Source organism: Rhizobium sp. WSM1328 (assembly GCF_057653715.1).
Window position 1 is genome coordinate 1 of sequence record NZ_JBYGKO010000005.1, and the last position, 18454, is coordinate 18454.

Annotated in this window: 14 protein-coding genes and 2 pseudogenes; 5 read left to right on the forward strand and 11 right to left on the reverse strand. The window is 57.6% G+C overall.

Going from position 1 to position 18454, the window contains the following annotated elements:
• The 3 genes from repA (at position 1) to repC (ending at position 3746) form a co-directional block, all read left to right on the forward strand.
• Entirely contained in the window at positions 1-1218 is a 1218-nt protein-coding gene (gene repA, locus AC2444_RS34295; RefSeq protein WP_012760236.1) for a plasmid partitioning protein RepA, read from the forward strand.
• On the forward strand, positions 1203-2243 hold the full coding sequence (gene repB / locus AC2444_RS34300) for a plasmid partitioning protein RepB (RefSeq protein WP_017997447.1): 1041 nt from the start codon (positions 1203-1205) through the stop codon (positions 2241-2243). The genes repA and repB overlap by 16 nt, the downstream gene beginning before the upstream one ends.
• Positions 2244-2480: 237 nt before the next feature.
• Positions 2481-3746, forward strand: coding sequence for a plasmid replication protein RepC (gene repC, locus AC2444_RS34305; protein ID WP_041935847.1), 1266 nt, complete (start codon positions 2481-2483; stop codon positions 3744-3746).
• A 1534-nt stretch (positions 3747-5280) separates the two neighbouring features.
• On the opposite strand, the gene AC2444_RS34310 is transcribed toward repC, so the two are convergent.
• The 6 genes and pseudogenes from AC2444_RS34310 to AC2444_RS34335 form a co-directional block, all read right to left on the reverse strand.
• On the reverse strand, positions 5281-6384 hold the full coding sequence (locus tag AC2444_RS34310) for a Fic family protein (protein ID WP_012760233.1): 1104 nt from the start codon (positions 6382-6384) through the stop codon (positions 5281-5283).
• Between the two features lie 535 nt (positions 6385-6919).
• Entirely contained in the window at positions 6920-8086 is a 1167-nt protein-coding gene (locus AC2444_RS34315; RefSeq protein WP_128450127.1) for an ATP-binding protein, read from the reverse strand.
• Positions 8087-8194: 108 nt separating this feature from the next.
• Positions 8195-8286: pseudogene (locus tag AC2444_RS34320) on the reverse strand (integrase); the annotation flags it as partial.
• Between the two features lie 189 nt (positions 8287-8475).
• Entirely contained in the window at positions 8476-8802 is a 327-nt protein-coding gene (locus tag AC2444_RS34325; RefSeq protein WP_020487171.1) for a hypothetical protein, read from the reverse strand.
• A gap of 192 nt (positions 8803-8994) precedes the next feature.
• On the reverse strand, positions 8995-10143 hold the full coding sequence (locus tag AC2444_RS34330) for a site-specific integrase (RefSeq protein WP_012760230.1): 1149 nt from the start codon (positions 10141-10143) through the stop codon (positions 8995-8997).
• A 294-nt stretch (positions 10144-10437) separates the two neighbouring features.
• Positions 10438-12771: a hypothetical protein gene (locus AC2444_RS34335; protein WP_128450128.1), complete on the reverse strand. Its 2334-nt coding sequence runs from the start codon at positions 12769-12771 to the stop codon at positions 10438-10440.
• 417 nt (positions 12772-13188) lie between these two features.
• Between AC2444_RS34335 and AC2444_RS34340 the strand changes: the two genes are divergently transcribed.
• A complete protein-coding gene (locus AC2444_RS34340) occupies positions 13189-13911 on the forward strand; it encodes a phosphotransferase (RefSeq protein WP_128450129.1) in 723 nt (240 codons plus the stop codon).
• A 57-nt stretch (positions 13912-13968) separates the two neighbouring features.
• Here the strand turns inward: AC2444_RS34340 and AC2444_RS34345 are convergent, their stop codons facing one another.
• The 5 genes and pseudogenes from AC2444_RS34345 to AC2444_RS34365 form a co-directional block, all read right to left on the reverse strand.
• The gene (locus tag AC2444_RS34345; RefSeq protein ID WP_164902803.1) at positions 13969-14445 is read right to left on the reverse strand and encodes a GyrI-like domain-containing protein; all 477 of its coding nucleotides are present in this window, start codon (positions 14443-14445) and stop codon (positions 13969-13971) included.
• Positions 14446-14656: 211 nt separating this feature from the next.
• Positions 14657-16242: pseudogene (gene tnpC / locus AC2444_RS34350) on the reverse strand (IS66 family transposase).
• A 52-nt stretch (positions 16243-16294) separates the two neighbouring features.
• A complete protein-coding gene (gene tnpB, locus AC2444_RS34355) occupies positions 16295-16648 on the reverse strand; it encodes an IS66 family insertion sequence element accessory protein TnpB (protein WP_128450130.1) in 354 nt (117 codons plus the stop codon).
• Positions 16629-17075, reverse strand: a complete 447-nt coding sequence (gene tnpA / locus AC2444_RS34360; protein WP_164902804.1) for an IS66-like element accessory protein TnpA — start codon at positions 17073-17075, stop codon at positions 16629-16631. Before tnpA ends, tnpB begins: the two co-directional genes overlap by 20 nt.
• Before the next feature lie 48 nt (positions 17076-17123).
• Complete coding sequence (locus AC2444_RS34365; protein ID WP_128450132.1) at positions 17124-17381, reverse strand: helix-turn-helix domain-containing protein; 258 nt, start codon at positions 17379-17381, stop codon at positions 17124-17126.
• A 413-nt stretch (positions 17382-17794) separates the two neighbouring features.
• On the opposite strand from AC2444_RS34365, the gene AC2444_RS34370 reads away from it, so the two are divergent.
• Complete coding sequence (locus tag AC2444_RS34370; protein WP_128450133.1) at positions 17795-18448, forward strand: hypothetical protein; 654 nt, start codon at positions 17795-17797, stop codon at positions 18446-18448.
• The last annotated feature ends 6 nt before the right edge of the window (positions 18449-18454 follow it).

Here is an 18454-nt window from a genome sequence, read left to right on the forward strand (position 1 = left end):
ATGGATCAGATGACGACCCGCAAGCCAACGAGCGAATCCTCCGCTGCGAAGATTACACGCCAAGCGCAGATGTTGTCAGCGCAGTTGCAGTCTCTTCGCACCCATATGTATCCGCCGGAGGCGATGAAATCGTTGCGCACCTTTACCTCGCGCGACGTGGCCACCATGCTTGGGATCGCCGAATCGACGCTCCGACAGATGTCGTTGGACGGCGAAGGCGCAATGCCCGAGAGGCTGGAGAATGGCCGCAGGAGCTACACGCTCGCCCAGGTCAATGAGATCCGTCGATACCTGGCGGTGAAGCGGCCCATGGAAGCCTTGGATTTCTTTCCGCGCCGGCGTCCCGGTGAGAAGTTGCAGGTTATCGCGGTTGCGAACTTCAAGGGCGGATCGGCCAAAACGACGACGACCGTTCATCTCGCCCATTATCTTGCTCTGACGGGTTTGCGGGTGCTCGCGATCGATCTTGACCCGCAGGCATCCTTGTCGGCCATGTTCGGCTATCAGCCGGAGTTCGATGTCAGCGACAACGAGACCATATATGCGGCGATTCGCTATGACGACGACAACCGCCGGCCGATGCGCGACGTCATTCGCAAAACCTATTTTGACGGAATCGATCTCATACCCGGCAACCTGGAGCTCATGGAATACGAGCATGAGACGCCGCAGGCGATCGCAAGCGGCGGCGGGCGCGGCGACGGGATCTTCTTCCGGCGGCTCGGCGCCGTCATAAACAGCGTCGAGGAAGACTACGATGTCGTCGTCATCGACGCGCCGCCGCAACTGGGCTATCTGACCCTGGGCGCGCTTTGTGCGGCGACCTCGCTGCTGATCACCGTTCATCCGGCGATGATCGACGTTGCCAGCATGAACCAGTTCCTGGCAATGATGAGCGATGTCATGCACGTCATCGAGGAGCGTGGCGGTGTTCTGGAACACGATTTCATCCGATATGTCATCACCAGGCACAATCCGAACGACGTCCCGCAGGTGAACGTCGTCGCGCTCCTGCGCTCCCTGTTCGGCGAGGACGTGCTGGCGCCAGCGGTGGTGGACACGACCGCGATTGCCAGCGCCGGCCTTGAGAAGAAGAGCCTTTACGAAATGGCGCGTGGTTCGGTTGGTCGAGACACGCTCACGCGCGCCCTGGATTCCGTCGACGCAGTCAATCTCGAGATCTTCAACCACCTCAAATCGGTATGGGGACGGTCATGACGAATGCCAAAGAACGCTCCAGTCGGATGAAAAGTCTGTTCGCGAATGTCGATTCTGCGGAACTTGCCAAGCAAATCTCAGCTGGGCCTGCGGTGAAGGTCGGATCTGGAGCCGTCAAGTCGATGGACCGGGCCTTCGTTGCCGTCGAAGAGGAGAATGAACGCCTCCGCCTGCAATTGAGCGGCTCGGAAGCCATTGTCGAAATTGACTCCGCTCTTGTCGTTCCCTCCTTTGTCAGGGACCGCCTCGATATCGAGGGAGATCCGAATTTCCAGGGTTTCGTCGAGGGCATTCGGGAAAGCGGCCAGAGACTTCCCATCCTCGTTCGCCCCTCCCCCGACAAGCAAGGCTACTTTCAGGTCGCTTACGGCCACAGGCGCTTGCGCGCCTGTCAGATCCTTGAACGGCCAGTGAAAGCGATCGTCCGCGATCTTACCGACGATGAACTGGTGGTCGCTCAAGGTATCGAGAATACCGAACGCGCCAATCTCTCCTTCATCGAGCAGGCGTTCTTTGCCGCGACCCTCAAGGCGCGCGGCTTTCGGCGGGAGACGATCGCCGCCGCGCTCGGCAGGGCGGATGGCAAGCTGACCTACGTTTCGATGCTGATTGGAATCGCCGAACAGGTCCCCGCCGAACTGATCGGCATCATTGGTCCGGCTCCTTCGATCGGCCGCCCCAAGTGGGAAAAGCTCGCCGCCCAATTCAAGGATGGCAAGGCACCGGCTGCGGCCCAGACGATCATTGATAAGCTGACTTCGACGGCTGTATGGGCCGCTGCCACGAGTGACCAGCGCTTCGCCGCGCTGATGAGCGCGCTCGAACACAAGGCGGCTAGAGGAAACCAGGGCGAAGAGGTCGACCTCGGCGGCGGCGCCGTGATCACCGCGAAATCTTCGCGTTCTTCAACGCTTATCACGATTCCGGAAAGCAAGGTGCCGGGCCTCTCGGCCTGGCTCGTCGAAAGGCTTCCGGCGCTGGTGGAGGAGTACCGAAAGCAAACGGGAGAGACGCCGATGGGGTAGGCTAATTCAGAAAAAGGAAAGGGCCCACCGACGGCAATCGGCGAACCCTTGAATCCTAGCCGACAGTACGAAAACGTCCCATCGACATCAGCTCTTACAAACTGATTCTATGACGGACCGCTGGCACAATCAACCCCTGCGTAACAGCCGGGAATGAAAAATTGTGCCCGTCTGCTGGCTTTCATCAACAAGAATCTCGATGGAGCCGCACGCCAAGGCGTTGCGGGCAGCTAGCCCATGACAGAAGCAACGGCAATCGCATCGTTCAGACGCGTCAGTCCGGCCATTCTCGCAAGCGCGCGGATGGCGATGGCCAACGACATACCGGACACCTCGAAGTCGGAGATCTCTCTCCTGTTGAAAAAGGCAGCGCCGATCCTTGGGATCGACGGCACGACCTATCATGTCCTGGACATTCTCCTTGGCCTCTCGCGCGCCGATGACTGGAAAGGCGCCGGGCGACCGATCGTTGCCATCTCGAACGCCAAGCTCGCCGAATACACGCTGCGCTCCGAACGCACAGTGATGCGTTGCCTGCGCAGGATCGTTGAGGCTGGGATCGCCGCCTACCGTGACAGTCCGACCGGCCGGCGTTTCGTGTACCGCGACAATGACGGGATGGTTGCCAGCGGCTTCGGGCTTGATTTCACGCCGGCGCGCGTGCGGCTCGCGGAGATCAGGGAGAGCGTCGAGAACTACCAAAGGGAACTCAAGGCCAGCCAGGATGCACGTCGCGCGGTCACGCGGTTTTCCAGAGCAATCATCGATGCCTGCGAGGCGTTCCCGGAAAAGGCAGACATCTGGAGGAGCGCCGCACAAGCAATCATCGATGCCGTAGCCGGCCGGGCAGACCAGGCAAGCGGTCTCGAATCACTCCACGGAGAGGTTCTTGAGTACGCGGAGCAACGCTTCCGGGAGCAAGATATGTCATGCGCGGGTGACATCCGCGTCACCTCTAATATTAATACAATCCCTAAAAACCTTCCTGATAGTAATCAACGGACCCGCTCAAGTGAGCGAGACATAATTTCCACTGACGTCGGCTACGCCGCCGATATGGCCTATGAAAATAAGCCTGAAGCGGCTGCGGGTGACATGCAATCCCGATTGCGGCAGGCGGAAAAGACGGTTGGTGATATCCAAGGTGTCGTTCTAGCTGCGGTGCCGATTGGTTTGCTTCAGGTTGGGTGCCGCGCGGCGCAGGAATGTGTCAGCGTGGAGTTTGACGGATGGTCCGATGTAGTCGGGGCGGCTGAAACGATGCGGCGCATGATCGGCCTGTCGGAGTCTGCATGGGTAGACGGTGTAGGGAGGGTCGGCCGATATGCTGCGTCCGCCATCTTGGCGACCGTGCTCGAAAAATCCTTGCGCGACCCGGAGCTAATTGCAAAGCCCGGGGGCTATTTCCGTGCAATGGTCGACCGGGCTGTCGATGGAAGTCTTCACCTCTCGAAAAGCCTTTACGGTCTTGCGGAAAGCGAGATGAACACACGGGATAGATAGGCGAAAAGTAACAGCTGTTACCCTGCCCTTGGCCTTGCGGGACGGATTAATCGCGACGAGGTTTTGGGGTGAAGCCGCCGCAGGAATGGATCGAGTTCAGGGGCGTGGCCTCGCCATCTGGGGCGGATGGGCGGCAACGGGGCGGGCGAATACAGGAAGAGTGGTCGTTTCGTCGGGTATCCGTTTTCGCCCGACGTCGATGCAGCCATATCCATCTGGCTTCCGCAACAAGACGGCGAGGGCGGTACAACTGCCCTGAAGTAACTTCAGACAAAGCTGTTGCCGAGAACTGCCATTCCTACTGTCGATTGAAATGGGATCTGCTTGGCTGCCGATCGAGGGCCACCCCTCAGATCTGAATGTGTTGCCGGTGATAGCCCAGCGTCGACGGTTCTGGCGGTTGCGATCTCGCTCTCTGGCTGCGTGGTCATACTTTTCGGGGATGAATTTTTGCGCGTCCTTGGAGCCACTCCGCTCGAGGAAGAACGTGGATGTTGGCGGGCATAGACGAATTCGAAGGAGCGGGGGCGGCCCACGGCGAGGGCATTGGGTAAGGACGTTCGCATATACGTCCATGATGCTGCGGGGTGGCAGCTGAGCGTGCGCGAGGGATGGAGTTGAGTGAGGGAGAGTCGTGAAGAAGGACGTCTTCGAATGTTCATTCAGCAACCCATGCCACCTGTCTCGGCCCGCCTGTGGCCCGCTCAGAGATCATGTGCATTGCTGCTTAAAGGGACCGAACGTCAGTCGGGGCGTGCGGCACCCGCCATGCAAAAGAAGTTCCAGGAAGGCCGGCAATGGCGTTTGCGCGATGGGTGCTGCAGGCCGTCTTGCTGGAGAGATCGACGGGTGGAGGGTAGCCTATCGTCGCTTCTGAAATGAAAGTTGCCTATCCACGGACGGAGAGGTCCGTGGGCAGGATCCGGTCGACACGCCCGTTTCGCGCTGTCATCATCGTGAATGTTTTTGTCGCTCGCGTTGGACCAACCAGGCGATCTTAACGAGGAACCCAAAAGGTAACAGCTGTTACCTTTTGGGCGTTGCGTGCCGACAAGGATGTGACCCTTCTCCTTCTTCAAAATGCTCAATCACCAAAGGCGACACTGCTTCCTGGAGCTCGGGTAGGTGCCGAGCGGTCTGACTTTCAAGGCGTAAGAGACGTGGAAGGGTCCGGCGCGGGGCGGCAGAAATCGGTGCCACTGGCGACGTCGACACTATGGCGTAGCGTGCACTTGATGCTGGAGCGGTGGCAGCGAGAATGACTTGCGGACAGAGGGCCGAGCGCGATCGTGATAGGCGGGGCCTAAAAAAGTAACAGCTGTTACCTTCTGCGACACGGCTTTAAGACACGCAATGATGCAGCGTTTGAACACGCAATCGTTTCAATCGCGGCATGCGCGCGAATTGCTCGATGACTTCACATCCGCCGCATTGCATGACTTTTTTTGGGCCCCCGTGTCGCCTCGACTGGTTCGGCCTCTTCGGTCCTTTGTCCAAGGGGACGCGGCGGTTGGGATCTATCTCTTTTTCTTAATCAGGGCAGATTTAGTGCATAGCGTGCGTGCCGGCGATCGCCGGTGCGCGTGAGCGCTTCTTTCTCCACCAAGTCATGAAGATCGCGCGTCGCTGTCGCTCGCGAGGTCCGCGTTATCGAAATGTAATTCTCAGCGCTCAATCCGCCTTTAAACCCCCCAGGACCTTCTCGGAACATCCGAGCGAGGGCCTTCTCCTGGCGCTCGTTGAATTGCCCGCGGAACCTGTCATAGAATTGCGCCTTGCTGATGTAGAAGGCCACCCGCATCAAGGTGGTCTGTTGTGCATCAAGGATGGTTCCCGCAAAATACACCAGCCATTCGGTGATATCGAGCGTGCGCTGATGCCGTTCGAGCTGATCGTAATAGGCTTTCCGGCCATTCTCGATCGTGTAGGCAAGTGCAATCAAGCTCGGTTGCCCGATATTTTGGGCAAGCGATTTTTCGGCGAGCGCTCGGCCAAGCCTGCCATTTCCATCTTCAAACGGATGGATGCTTTCGAAGTACAAATGGCCTATGCCGGCACGGGTGAGCGCGGGCAAGGGGAGTTCACCGTGCGGCGCCGTTTTGTTGAACCACTCGGTGTAGGCCGCCATTTCCGCCGGGACCTGCCTTGATGGTGGAGCCTCATAGTGGACGGTCGGATTGTCCAGACGGCCGGACACAATCTGCATGGCATCTTCATGCGTTCGATATGCGCCGATCGCTCCAAGATGGCGATTGCCTGTCATCAACATGCCGTTCCAGCGAAACAGGGTTTCATCATTGAGCGGGGCCGACCAAGTGTCGTACACATCGACCATCATTTCCGCGATGCCGCGCTCTTGCGGAGTTGATGGCCGATTGTCGGCATCGAGACCAAACTGGCGGCGCAATGAGGATTGCACGCTCAACCGATCAAGCATTTCGCCCTCAATCGCGGAGGTTTTCACTGCCTCGTCGCTTAAAAGCTCGATACGAAGCAGATTGCGTTCCTCATCGCCGACATGACGGACTGCGCCGATCACTTCCCCCGAGGACAGAAGGAATCGGCTTTCGAGTGGTTCAAGCGGCGCATGATCATAGATGAAATGCGGCCAACCTTCCTGCGTCCAGTTCCACTTCATGAGTTATAGGCACCTTTTCTATAACTCACTATAATGCATTGCGATGAGTGATAGAAATGAATTCTATCGCTCATGCAATGGATCGAAGGTGCTCGCGGAGACCCAGAGAGCACCTTGAAAGGTTAGAATCGACTATATCCAAAGGGCAGCAAACCCATATGTCGCCAATCAAACGCGCCTCGTCGGCTGCGTCACAACCGGCACTCATAAGCGTATGGCCTGAGGACGCGCTTCGTCCAACAGCGCCCTCGGATTGTTGATGACGCTCGCGCCCGGGTTTGGAAGACATTGCGATAGCCGCCACGGCTAAAGTGCACGGATTCACGGTCTTGACCCGCAATATGCGCCATTTCGGGCCCTGGGCGTTCAGGCACTCGATCCGTTTGAACATTGCCGGAGTTATAGGTGAGGGGGCTTTTTCTGGAAGTCCGGCCGCTCAAGTCAGATTGGTCGGGAGACGAGAACCTGGGCATACAGGCATGGGAAAGACGAAGATCATGGGGGCTCCTCTAGGCGATATGCATCTATCTATTCGCTAAGTAAGACTAATCAGAGCTTTGCCTATCGAGGCTAGCGGCATTGCTTCCACATCGTGCTTTAGGGGGAAAGTTTCCTGCCCAGGGTAAACGACGATGCGTCGTGCCGGGTCGAGATCTTCACATGCAAGATAGAAGCCTTTCTCGAGTTTCGGTGTCAGGCTCCGCTTGATTTCGATAGCCCAAGGTCGTTCGCCCGGGGGCGTTAGAAGAAGGTCGATCTCGGCACCAGCCGACGTCCGATAAAAATTGCTCTGAGTTCCGGGCGGCGCTGCTGCAATCAAGGTCTCGATCACGAACCCTTCCCAGCTTGCTCCGGCGACCGGGTGCCCGAGCAGGTCCTCCTGAGTGGTCAGCCCCAAAAGGGTGTGGGTGATGCCGCTATCGCGAACATAGACCCGCGGTGATTTGACCAGGCGTTTGCCAATGTTCACGTGCCAGGGCTCTAGGCGTCGTACGAGGAGTAGATCAACCAGGAGATCGAGATAGGAGGCGACCGTCTTGCCATCGACGCCGAGCGAACGCGCAAATTCCGCGGCATTTAACAGTCCGAATTGGTGATGCGCGAGCATGGTCCAGAAGCGCCGCAATGTCTCGGCTGGAATGCGAGGACCAAGCAAGGAAATGTCTCGTTCCAGATAGGTTCGTATAAAGTCTTGCCGCCAGCGCTGGCTTTCACGATCTCTCGCTGCTAGGAAACTATCCGGGAAGCCGCCTCGCACCCATAGCGTATTCAGATCGTCAACTGGCACTTCCAGGCCGTCGATCGGACCCATTTCAAGGTAGGCGATGCGACCTGCCAGCGTCTCACCCGACTGTTTCAATAGATCGATGGATGCGGACCCGAGCAGCAGGAAATGGCCAGCCTTCCTTCCATTTCGCCGGCCCCGGTCGATAAGCCCACGCAAATTCTGAAAAAGATTTGGTAGCCGGTGAACCTCGTCCAGGATAACGAGCTTGTCGCTGTGCTGGCTGAGATATAGTTCCGGCTCGGTGAGTTTGGCGCGGTCGGCATCCGATTCCAGGTCGAGATAGATTGATGGGCGCTGTTCGGCTATCGCGAGCGCCAGCGTCGTCTTGCCGACCTGACGCGGGCCAATGAGCCCAACGGCGGGGCTCGAATCGATCAACTCAATCAGTTTTGTAGATATTCGACGTTCGATCATCCTTGCATTTATGGAGGATAATTCCGCAATTGCAAGGATTACATATTGATGTTTGGGCTGCGTCAGTTGGCGCGTCGCTCGGCGTGTGCGATTTGAGGGTCAGTTCCTTCAAATGACCAGCCTTGCGGCCCGCCCGTTCTTCTGTTCTGCGTTGTTGTAGTAGCTTGCAGCCTGCGCACCGGTTTATGAAGGGACTGCCGCTTTCGCCGAACTGCGACCCAAAACATCACCATTGGCGAGGCAACCGGGCCAGGAGTTCTTTTTCAGCGAGCTTTTCGCGGACCATAAGATGAACGGTGCGACGGAGGCGCTCGAGGGGAAATGCTCGGTCGGGCCCTATCGCGTCAAGCGGATTCATATTGCGGTCGCATGGGGTCACGCAGGGCAATTCAGGTAAATAGGGCAATACAGACGGCCATCCAGATTAACGCCGTCCCCAGTACCATCGCTCGCCTGGCGACGACGACTTTGTCTGCATCGTCCTCCGCTACAGGTGTAGTCACAATCCAAGGCACGGAACCAAGTGCTGCAAATCCGATGATAGCCAGACCCATCACAAAATAGTCGAATGAATGCCAGGCCCCATGTTCATATACCCCCCAGTAACCCAGAAAGGCCATTCCGACTGCAAACATTGTGGCGGACGCCGAGCAGAGGCCTGTGACGGATCCGGTAGGTGCGCGCATGTTCCTTTTTTCACGTGTTTCCAAGTTCATGACGCGATATCCATGACGGTTGGCTGCCTCTCTGCAAATATGTCAGGAATTGAGCGCGGCGTGAAGCGCGTGTGACTGTCTGGGACGGCCGCAAAATTCCCCGCCTCGGCATGGGATGCTGGGCGATCAGCGGCCACTTTCCTCCGTGACAGAAGAGCGCTGCATCCGCGTGTCGCATACGAACATCACATATCACACCATTTGAGCTGCCCGCCCGCTTCGACGTGTCGCGTTGTTGTAGTAACCTGACGCTTGTTGAATCGAGCGGTGGCGGGACTGCTCCATCGCCTCGGGCAGGGGGATGCCACGGTTTGCCGCCTCGGTCAGATATCCAGATCGTAGCCCGTGCGCGGAAAATTCCCCCGGCTCCAATCCAGCCAGTTCCACCCGCTGCTTGATGATCGCATTGACCGACTGCGGATCGATCGCCCGTCGCGACACAGTCCCCCATCGCCCGATCGCCCGAAACACGCTGCCGCTCTCGATCTTGGCGGCCACCATCCAGGCATTCAGCGCATCCACCGGCCGACCGGTCAGATAGACAACGTCGTCCTCGTCGCCGCTGGTCGTCTTGGTGCGTCCGAGATGGATGGCGAGAGAGGGGAGGGAAGGGCCATCGTCCCCCGGGATTGGCGGTTCGACGGTCAGCTGCTCGCTGCGCAGGCCGGCGATCTCGCTGCGCCGCCGACCACCGGAGGCAAAGGCAACCATCAGGATTGCACGGTCACGGAGATCGCGCAGACTGTCGGTCGTGCAGGTTGCCAGCAGTTTTGCCAGCACATCGCCGGTGACGGCCTTGGCGCTCTTGCGACGCCGCGTCCGGGGGACGGCGCGAACGGCGAGGCGAATGGCTGATTTGAGGGCAGGGGAGGCGAAGGCGCCGTCAAAACCGCGCCATCTGGTCAGCGTCGACCAGTTCGCCAGCCGCCGGCGCACCGTCGATGGCGCGTGCGGGCCTGCGGATCTGAGAAAACCCTGGCTCCGAAGGTCTTCGTCGACGTCGGCCGGCATGCCGTGATCCGGATCGGTCTCGCGGTGCTGCGGATCCCAGAGGTGATGCGCGACGAATTTCAAAAGCAGCGCCTCGGGTGCCGGCCAGGGCAGGGATTGTCCGGTCGCCGCCAGTCCCCAGGCTTCCAGATAGGCAAGGTCGGAAGTCAGCGCCCGCAGCGTGTTGTCGCCCATGCCCTGGTTGACGAGATGGCGCAGCGTCTCGACGTCCTGGTCGGTCAGAAGCTTGGCGAGTTCGTCGCGGCGCTCTATCGGGAGGACGGCGGCAATGGTGTCGAGTTCTTCGGCGCGCCGCTCGACGGAAGTCTGTGATTTTTTGGGTTTGGCCACAGGCGCTCCAGAAAGACGGTTTCGGCGGCCTCTGAGACCGTGATTTGCGCCGACTCTTGCTGATTTGGACCTCGAAATCAATCTACCATCGATAAGAGCTACTTATCGATGGTTAGGACAACGCAGAAAATCCACAGGCATGACGGAAGCAAGCGACGTTATCACTTCTAATTAACGCGGCATTAACTATAGTTTCAATGGGTTACAGTTCGATTTAGCTGCCTGTTTAGTGGACGCTGGAAGGCCGGCCGCCCAAGGGCGAGATAAATAGAGACCCCCGGGGCGGCCGCACCTCTATGCGGCTTCCCAGACCTGGTTCAAAATACGGGCGGCCAGTGCCGCCTTATCCTGTGGCAGGAAGCGGCCGTAATGTTGCTGGATCATATCCGGCGTATCCTGGATCGCGTAGCTTGCCTGCTCATAGGAGCCGGTGAGTTTCAGGATATGCGTGGCCAGCACGTCGCGTACGTTGTGCGGTCCATGGGGAAGCAAGCCAGGCAATGCGCCCCGGCCAGTGTAGGGATTGTAGATGCCGTAGCGCTGGATTGTCAGCCGCCAGGCCTCATAGAAGGTCGTCTGGTCATATGCAGCGTCCGTGCTCGTCTGCTTCACGGTTTTGACGAAGAAGGTGCCAGGATCCGTGCCATCACCCAGGAGCACACCCCGATGACGATCGATATAGGCATTGATATGGTAATAGAGGTCGAGAAGGTCGGGGAGCACCAGGCGAAACGGTTTCGATCCGAAGAACGACGAGTGCGCATTCTTGAAGGCACTTGCCGGGATCAGGACTTCCCAGCCGTGATCGCGCTCGCTCCAGCGGAGCTCGCCGCGCCGCATCTCCTCAAGGCGCCGTTCCGATGTAGGAAAATGGCCGCGCGGGCACAGCAGCAGTTGTCGAAGGTTCTTCTGCCGCAGCCCCAGATGCAGGCCGAGACGTAGCATCAGAAACGACCGTACCGATTCCGCCGCTGCCCTGGGATAACGATCCTTGTCTGGCATTCTCATTAGGATCTCATCAGTGATCTTGCGGTATTCGGCGAGCGGGCTCGGTGCTTCCAGGACGCACATGATCGGCTCGAATGGATCGCGATGCACGCGCATCACCCGCTGGATTTCCTTGATCCGATTAAGGGCATGCTTGTGGAAGGCGTCGCAGCATGCGTGCCAGTCACGTTTGGCAAATGCGATTTCCTCCGCCGTCACCAACCCTTCGATCGGCACAACTCGCTCTATCAACTCCGGGTGCTGGCGCAGCCATCCTGTTTCTTCGCGCGTCAGTGACAGCGATATGCTCAGCATATCGGCTTCCCATGCAGTGAAGAAGCCACGGCGGCGTTCCCGCCATTGCAAATACCAGTCCCAGATGCCGGGGAACACGAGCATTCCGAAGGTCAATGCGCCAAGCGGTACACCGCGACCGGCAATCTCGCCGCTGGGGGAGGCCACCAATGCGCCGAACATTAGTCCGAGGTGCTCCAGCTTTTGCGACGCAGTCTCCTCGCCCCAGACGCCATTGCGCTGAAAACCAATCGTCGTCAGCGTGGCGGTCTTGAACACGAGCAAATCCGCCATCTCCATGGCGAGACGGGGAGGGGCCTCGATGACTCCCGACACAATATCTGGATCTTCGATATCGCCCGCAGTCGCAAAAGATTGCGCGAGCGTCTGCTTAAGTGACCTGATGTCAGCTCGCCCGCCATAGGCCATGGCTGGAAAGCGGATTGCATAGCGCTGCTTCGATGCGGCGGCCTGGAAGCGCCGATAGTCGGTCGAACCGCTGATGATGACGCGCCGAACCCATTCGAGGATCTCCTCGCGCTTGGTGAAGGGTAGGGAGTTGAAATTGTCGGGAAGGTGCCAGGCGAGCCGCCGACGCTCGGCCGCTGAGATGTCGTCGCCGAGATCATGACCCGATGCCGAGCGCGATTGATGCGGAAGCTTGGCCTTGAAGTAACCGGATGGTAGCCGGTAACGCCGTTCAATGCGCCCGAGCACCTCAAGGCTGTCGATCGTCCGCGGCACTTTCGTGCCCTTCAGCCATGAAAGGATGGTCTTGTTGTCGAACGTTTCGTCAGGGCGAATGACGGCACGATGCAGGTAGTAATAGGATTCCCCAAACCGGCGCATGTGCAATTCCAACGATGCCTGGAAGGAGACCGGATCCTCCCATCGATCAAATAGCGGGCTTGGGAATTCCTCGATTGCCGCCGGCTGGGGGCCGGTTTTCGCCGAGTGCTTCATCGCGGGAGCGGACGGTATCGCTGCTGCTTGCCGGTTTCGCGGGAGGCGCTGCGTGGATTTCTGCCTTTCCGCCAATCGAGGTCGTGTCGCGCCAGCTGCTTTGTTTGCTGCAAGCCAGCGGGAGATGGCGTCGAAGCCGTGTTGCGCCGTTCTCTTCACATCGTCGGTCAGCTCGTTCGTGAGGTCGCAGGCGAGGGCGATTTCCTGCCAATCGAGCTTGCCGAATTTCATCGGCGGGTAAGCATGGTGGCCGATCAGCGCAAGCATGTAGCTTGACAGGTTTACGATCGAGCGAGGCCGAAGCAGAGGCGAAAGACGCATTTCGCAGAAGCTGGAAATCTTACGTTGGAAAGTTTCTGGCGAGGTTGGAATTGAGTTGGCCATCGGTATTCCTTGCAGTCTATCTTGATAGAAGGCGTGGGCTGCTAAGGTAGATCGGTAAAGGCTGGGTTAACGCGCCAAAGCGTTAAAGGGACCGGAATAATGTAGCCGGCTAAGTGAATAGCTGATCGCCAGCATGCCTAATGTCTCAGAAAAAACGCCTGATAATGCTTTTAGCAGGATGTCGTCAAAATCAGTACGGACGATTACGCGTTGCTCTCTGGGGAACATCCTCAGACGTGTGAGTATCTATCCGGCTTGCGATATCATTAAGTTTCGCGACAAAGGTGGTCGCGCTGAAAAGTCAGAGAAAATGCTGTCGCAAAAGTCAGGCGCGAAAGTCTGATTTTTGCGACAAGCGCGAGCGCCGCAACCACAGCATGATGTTTCTGTTTTGGCCCGAATGCGATAGCGTCAGGTATGAGCGAGCTGGAAGTTCCATTGGTCGGTGGCCGTATTACGGCCGGGGTGATGCGTGTTGGCGACACCGTTCGCCGACCGATTACTGCGGACCGATCTGATGTTCATGACCTACTGAGGCATCTTGAAGCCATAGGCTTCGAAGGCACTCCCAGGTTATTGGGCATCGACGAACACAATCGCGAAATCCTAAGCTACTTACCGGGCGATGTGCCGCGTGACCTCGACCATTTTTCCGACGTCCAACTTCGATCCGCCGCAGCTCTTTTGCGCCGTTTCCATGACGCGACTGCCTATTCACCGCTTGCACGAAGGCAGAGTGCCGAGGTTCTGTGCCACAATGATTGGGGACCGCCCAATGCGGTCTTCCACCAAGGCCTGCCCTACGGGATCATTGATTTTGATACGATGGTCCCGGGTCTCCGCTTATGGGACTTGGGCTATTCCGCTTTTGCTTGGCTCGATCTCGGCAATCCAGATTACACCGGAGCAGAACAGGTTCGACGCCTGTCGGTGTTTTCAGAAGCCTATGGTCTGTCGGCTTGCTCCCCGGCGCAAATTGCTGCCTACGCGGTCGCGCGGCAAACGGCCCTTGCAAGCTCGGGAAGGGTGAAGGGTAAGACTGAAATGGCGGATTGGGCAGCATCAGCTGCAGACTGGACGATCGTTAACGTGACGGAGAAGCTTCTACCGACTGGCTATTCTATAGGCACGCAACTCTAGTCGACGGCGGCAGTCCGCTCCTCGCGACAATCATCCGCATCAGGAATTACGCGACTGTCACGAGACGATCGGTATCCATATCTCCATCTCTCCACGGCCGGTTTGGCCATTGAACCGATGGTCATATCGTTCGAAGTCAGGAGCTTGGGCGGCCTGAAGTCCCAAATCCGGCATGACCTTATTCCAGATCGTGTAGACCGTCTTCGGCAGGTCAGAAATATGACCGCTGTGCGTGAATACGGCATAATGGTGCGAAGGCAGATCGATCTGCTCCATCCCCGATGTTGAAGCTGACGCCTCGACGCCCGCGATATAGCGGAAATTACCTGCCTCATCGCCCATGCAGCAGACGCCATAAGCTGTTCCGGGCACTACACCGATGACGTCGCTTTCACGTGCAAAGAAGGACTGCCAAAGGGCCGGAATGGCTCCGGTTTTCGCGAACGAGCAGTCGGTGCCAAGGCCCACGACACGGAAGGCTGCACGTTCTCGTTTCTGCGGCGGGCTGACCGGCACGATCATCTCTTTTTTCATCTCGAATGGCTCCATTAGGGTTAGGTTCGGGGCTAATCCTTGGTGCGCAAGCCGCTCGGAACAATGCCGAAATAGCCAACGAACGCTCGCGTGAATGCCTCATGAGAACTGTAACCTGCGTCCAACGCTATCGTAAGCGCGATTTTCCATGCACATTGACGTACGCGGTATCTCTGAACCAGCCCCTTTCGCGAAGCGATATCCGGGTCTGTCAGGCAGCGGAGGCTTTGGAGAAGTTGAACGGCAGCAGGTCGCCGATGTCGGCGGCTTCTTCGCGCTGAGGCAACTCAGCAAGCACGTGGCGTAGCCAGGTGAGTGGGTCGACGCCACAGGCGCGGCAGGTCAGCATCAGACTGTAGATCACGGCGCTGGCCCTGGCTCCGTCAGCGGTATCGCTGAACAGCCACGATTTTCTTCCGGTCGCAAAAACTCTGATGTCGCGTTCCAGAATGTTGTTATCGATCGGCATCCTGCCGTCGCTGATGTAGCGCGTCAGGTAATCCCATTGGTTCAGGGTGTAGGACACGGCATCGCCTAGCTTGGTATCCGGCACGACCTTCGGCGCGATATTGTCCACGTCTTTAGGGCGATGAGGACAGGCAAGCTGTGCTGTTGCCGGAAACGACGAATGCAATCGGCCTGCGTTTCACCGGCGTCGGGCGTTTGGTCTCTTGCCTGCTTTTCGATACGGTAGAGCTGCTCGAAGAACCGGAGCGCCTGTTCCGGCGGTCCGCCTCCATTCTTCCGGGTTTTGAGAGCCTAGACGAAGCGCCGCCGGGAATGGGCCATGCATCCGACATGGGTTGCGCCATGCAATGTGCGCCATGCGGTGTATCCATCGGTCACCAATATGCCGCTATAGTTACCGAGAAAGGTCTGCGGGTGGACCTGGCCGCGGCCCTGTTGATAGTCGAGAAGCACGATTGGCTCCTCACTATCGTCGCTGCTGCGATACGCCCACATGTAAGATGTGCTGGTGGCTTCCTTGTCTTTTTCCTTCAAGACCTGAACTGTCGTCTCGTCACCATGAATGAGAGGCTGCGACTGAAGCCGCAATCTCAGCGCATCGTAGATGCGATGCAAATGCCTCTCGCTCGAACCGATCACCCAGTGCGCGAGAGCACCTCGGCTGATCGGTACGCCGGCCCGTTCGAACGTTTGCGCCACGCGGTAGAGCGGCGTGCCGTCGACATATTTGTGGACGAGTGCGAAGGCCAGCGTGGAGGCGGTGGCGATGCTGCCCGGCAATGGTTGCGGCGGCATCGGTGCGATCACGACAGGTGTGTTGATGCCGGTGCGGTCGCAATGGCGGCAGGCGTATTTGAACCGCACATTCTGCAGAACCTTAGCCTTGACCTCGATATGAAGCTGCTCGGTAATGGCCTCGCCCATGCGATGCATTTGACTGTCGCAGCAAGGGCAAACTTTCCGATCGTCGGGAAGGTCGTATTCGACACGCTCGCGGGGCAGGTCTTCTGGCAGAGGTCTGCGGCCCCGCTTTTTACCCGCGGCACTTTCGACTGCAGGCAGGCCTATATCCGGGAGATCGGCGACGTCGTCGCCATGATCAGGATCATCCTCGTCTGCGGCCTCTTCGGCTTCGTTGAAGAGGCGATCGACGTGCTTTTCGCTGCGGGGTGCAAACCGATGCAGCCTTGCGAGTGCCAGTTCCTCTTCCAGCTTGACGACCCGCCGTGACAGCGCTTCCTTCTCGGCTTTGAGCGCAGCGATTTCGGCAGCACTTGCCGCCAACTGCGCCATCAGCTCTGCAACATCAGGTTCGCCGGTTCGGGTCATCCCAGTTTTGAATCTGAACCGCGTCGCCGCGTCAACAGATCAACACGCCACCTCAGCCAGCGATCTGATATTGCCGCACGGGATGGCGGATCATCGCATCAATATCGATCCCGTCGAGAATCCAGTGCAGTTGCTCGGTCGTCAGTATAACCACCGGCACCTCTCGGCGCGGCCATCGGAACTTGTCTTCCGTCAACCGCTTCAGGATCAACACAAAGCCCGAGCGATCAAAGAACAGCAGCTTCACCCTATCCCGACGGCGGTTGCAGAAGGCAAACACCGCCGGAGCAAACGGGTCCAGCGCCATCGTCTCCTGGACCAGGACCGCAAGGCTATTGATGCCTGCCCGAAAGTCGATCGGTTCGCGATGCAGGTAGACCTTGAGATCAGCGCCCAGTCTGAACATGACCCAACGCTCCGATTATCGCCGTCAATCCGCTGAGATCATTGCACTCCAGCGTCAGTCTCACACCATTGGGCAGGGACGCGCTCACCTTTGCTGGAGAGGAAAGCGGGCCGTTCCTGTCCATTCCCGGCAATCGCTCTTCGCGATCCGCGGCAGGCATCTCAATGTCGAACTCCCTGCTCGGGGCGGCGACCTGAACGGGGATAAACGCAGATGTCGAAGACGGCGATAATGGATGGGCTTGGGTGTGCTTCGTGATCCATTTCCAAACGAGGTTCGCATTGACCCCGTGTTCTCGCGCTAGTTTCGATACCGATGCGCCGGGCTCAAGGCAGGCAGCAACAAGGCGATCCTTCGACCCTTGATCGAAGCGGCGTCTTCCATTCAGACCGACCAGCCGTACCGCGAGTTTTTGACCTTCATCCATAACTTGGTGTCCACCTCTTTTAAGTGGACACCACATGCCAAAGCTCACTCAAATACAGAAGGTGCGGAGAAATTCGCGCTTACACGCTATCGAGAGTATGTTGGGGTCACTCGATGCGATGGTATGGGCTGCATTAGACAGCCTGCGCGCCCGAACATAGGACTTGATCGACATTCCAGTGGCGAACTGAAACACCCGACACATGTGGTTGATGTTGACCGCGCACCGCTCAGACAACGATGCGAGAGACAGCTCTGAGTGCAGATTCATCTCGATTTGCCAGACCAGCCTGTCCAAAAGCGGCATGGGTTCTCCTGTGGTTCACCTTCCCTATTCCTCGCCGCCATGATGGACATTCTGGCGGGAGTGCGGCTGCTGGATCATAGGCTCATGCACCAATACGCACAGTCGCAGGAGCAATTTGGACGAAACGTGCGCACTAAATTGAAGGCAGCGAGGTTGCTCAAAACATGAAACCACCAATTGTCTTTTTTATTGAATGCAAAACTTATTGACTTAAACGTGTAGCAACCTCTAGTATCCGTTTCCGCGATATAGCCGGGTTGCAGTTGGTAGGCGGACCGGCTCCAATAGCGCCCGCTCGTTTCCATCCGCCAATTCATTGGGATGCTTCCATGTAGCCTCTGAGTAGTGCGAATGAAATACTCTCGACAGACGAGCGTGGCAGCGTGAAGTGCTGATCAAATGGGAAAATAAGGATGTCGGATCCACTTGCAAATACATCCAAGCGATTTGCGCTTTTCAGCAACAATTCCCTCTTTGCGTTCATTTCCATTTTTTTCTGCATCATGACGTACGCAACTACAACCGCCGCAGCCGGCAGGGAAACACTGTACATTCCAAAGATATTTCGAGTGGAGAATTTACCAAATTGCAATCAATATCGTGATCAGGAGCGTACCGAGTGCGAAACGACAATACTCAATCTTGGATACTTTAGCTGGGGTCTGGTATTTGCAGCACGAGGCTTCGATCTCGCCCCAAGGATAATGCGCGGCGATCTCAATGCTTTCCAGGATTTTGTTAAAGACGATCCAGTCTATTCGACCCAAAAATCTGCGGTCGTGGCCTTCTTGAACAAGCCTTTCAAAATTTGCGCTTACAAAAACTGCGGAAAATTCCTCGGCCTGTCAGAACCCGAGTTGGCTACTGTATCGGCGGAGTTCGACGACAGCCGAAAGGCAATGCTTTGTCTTCTCAACCGAGATCGATCGAAAGACAACCCCGGCGGCGCTCTTAGCGACCGAACATTGCTTACTGACGTCGAAAGCATGCAACGCGGTCTCATTCCAGGCTGCGAACCGAAATCGACTGCTATTGAAGAAACTATTCGACGAGCTTTCCGAAATTAAGGGGGA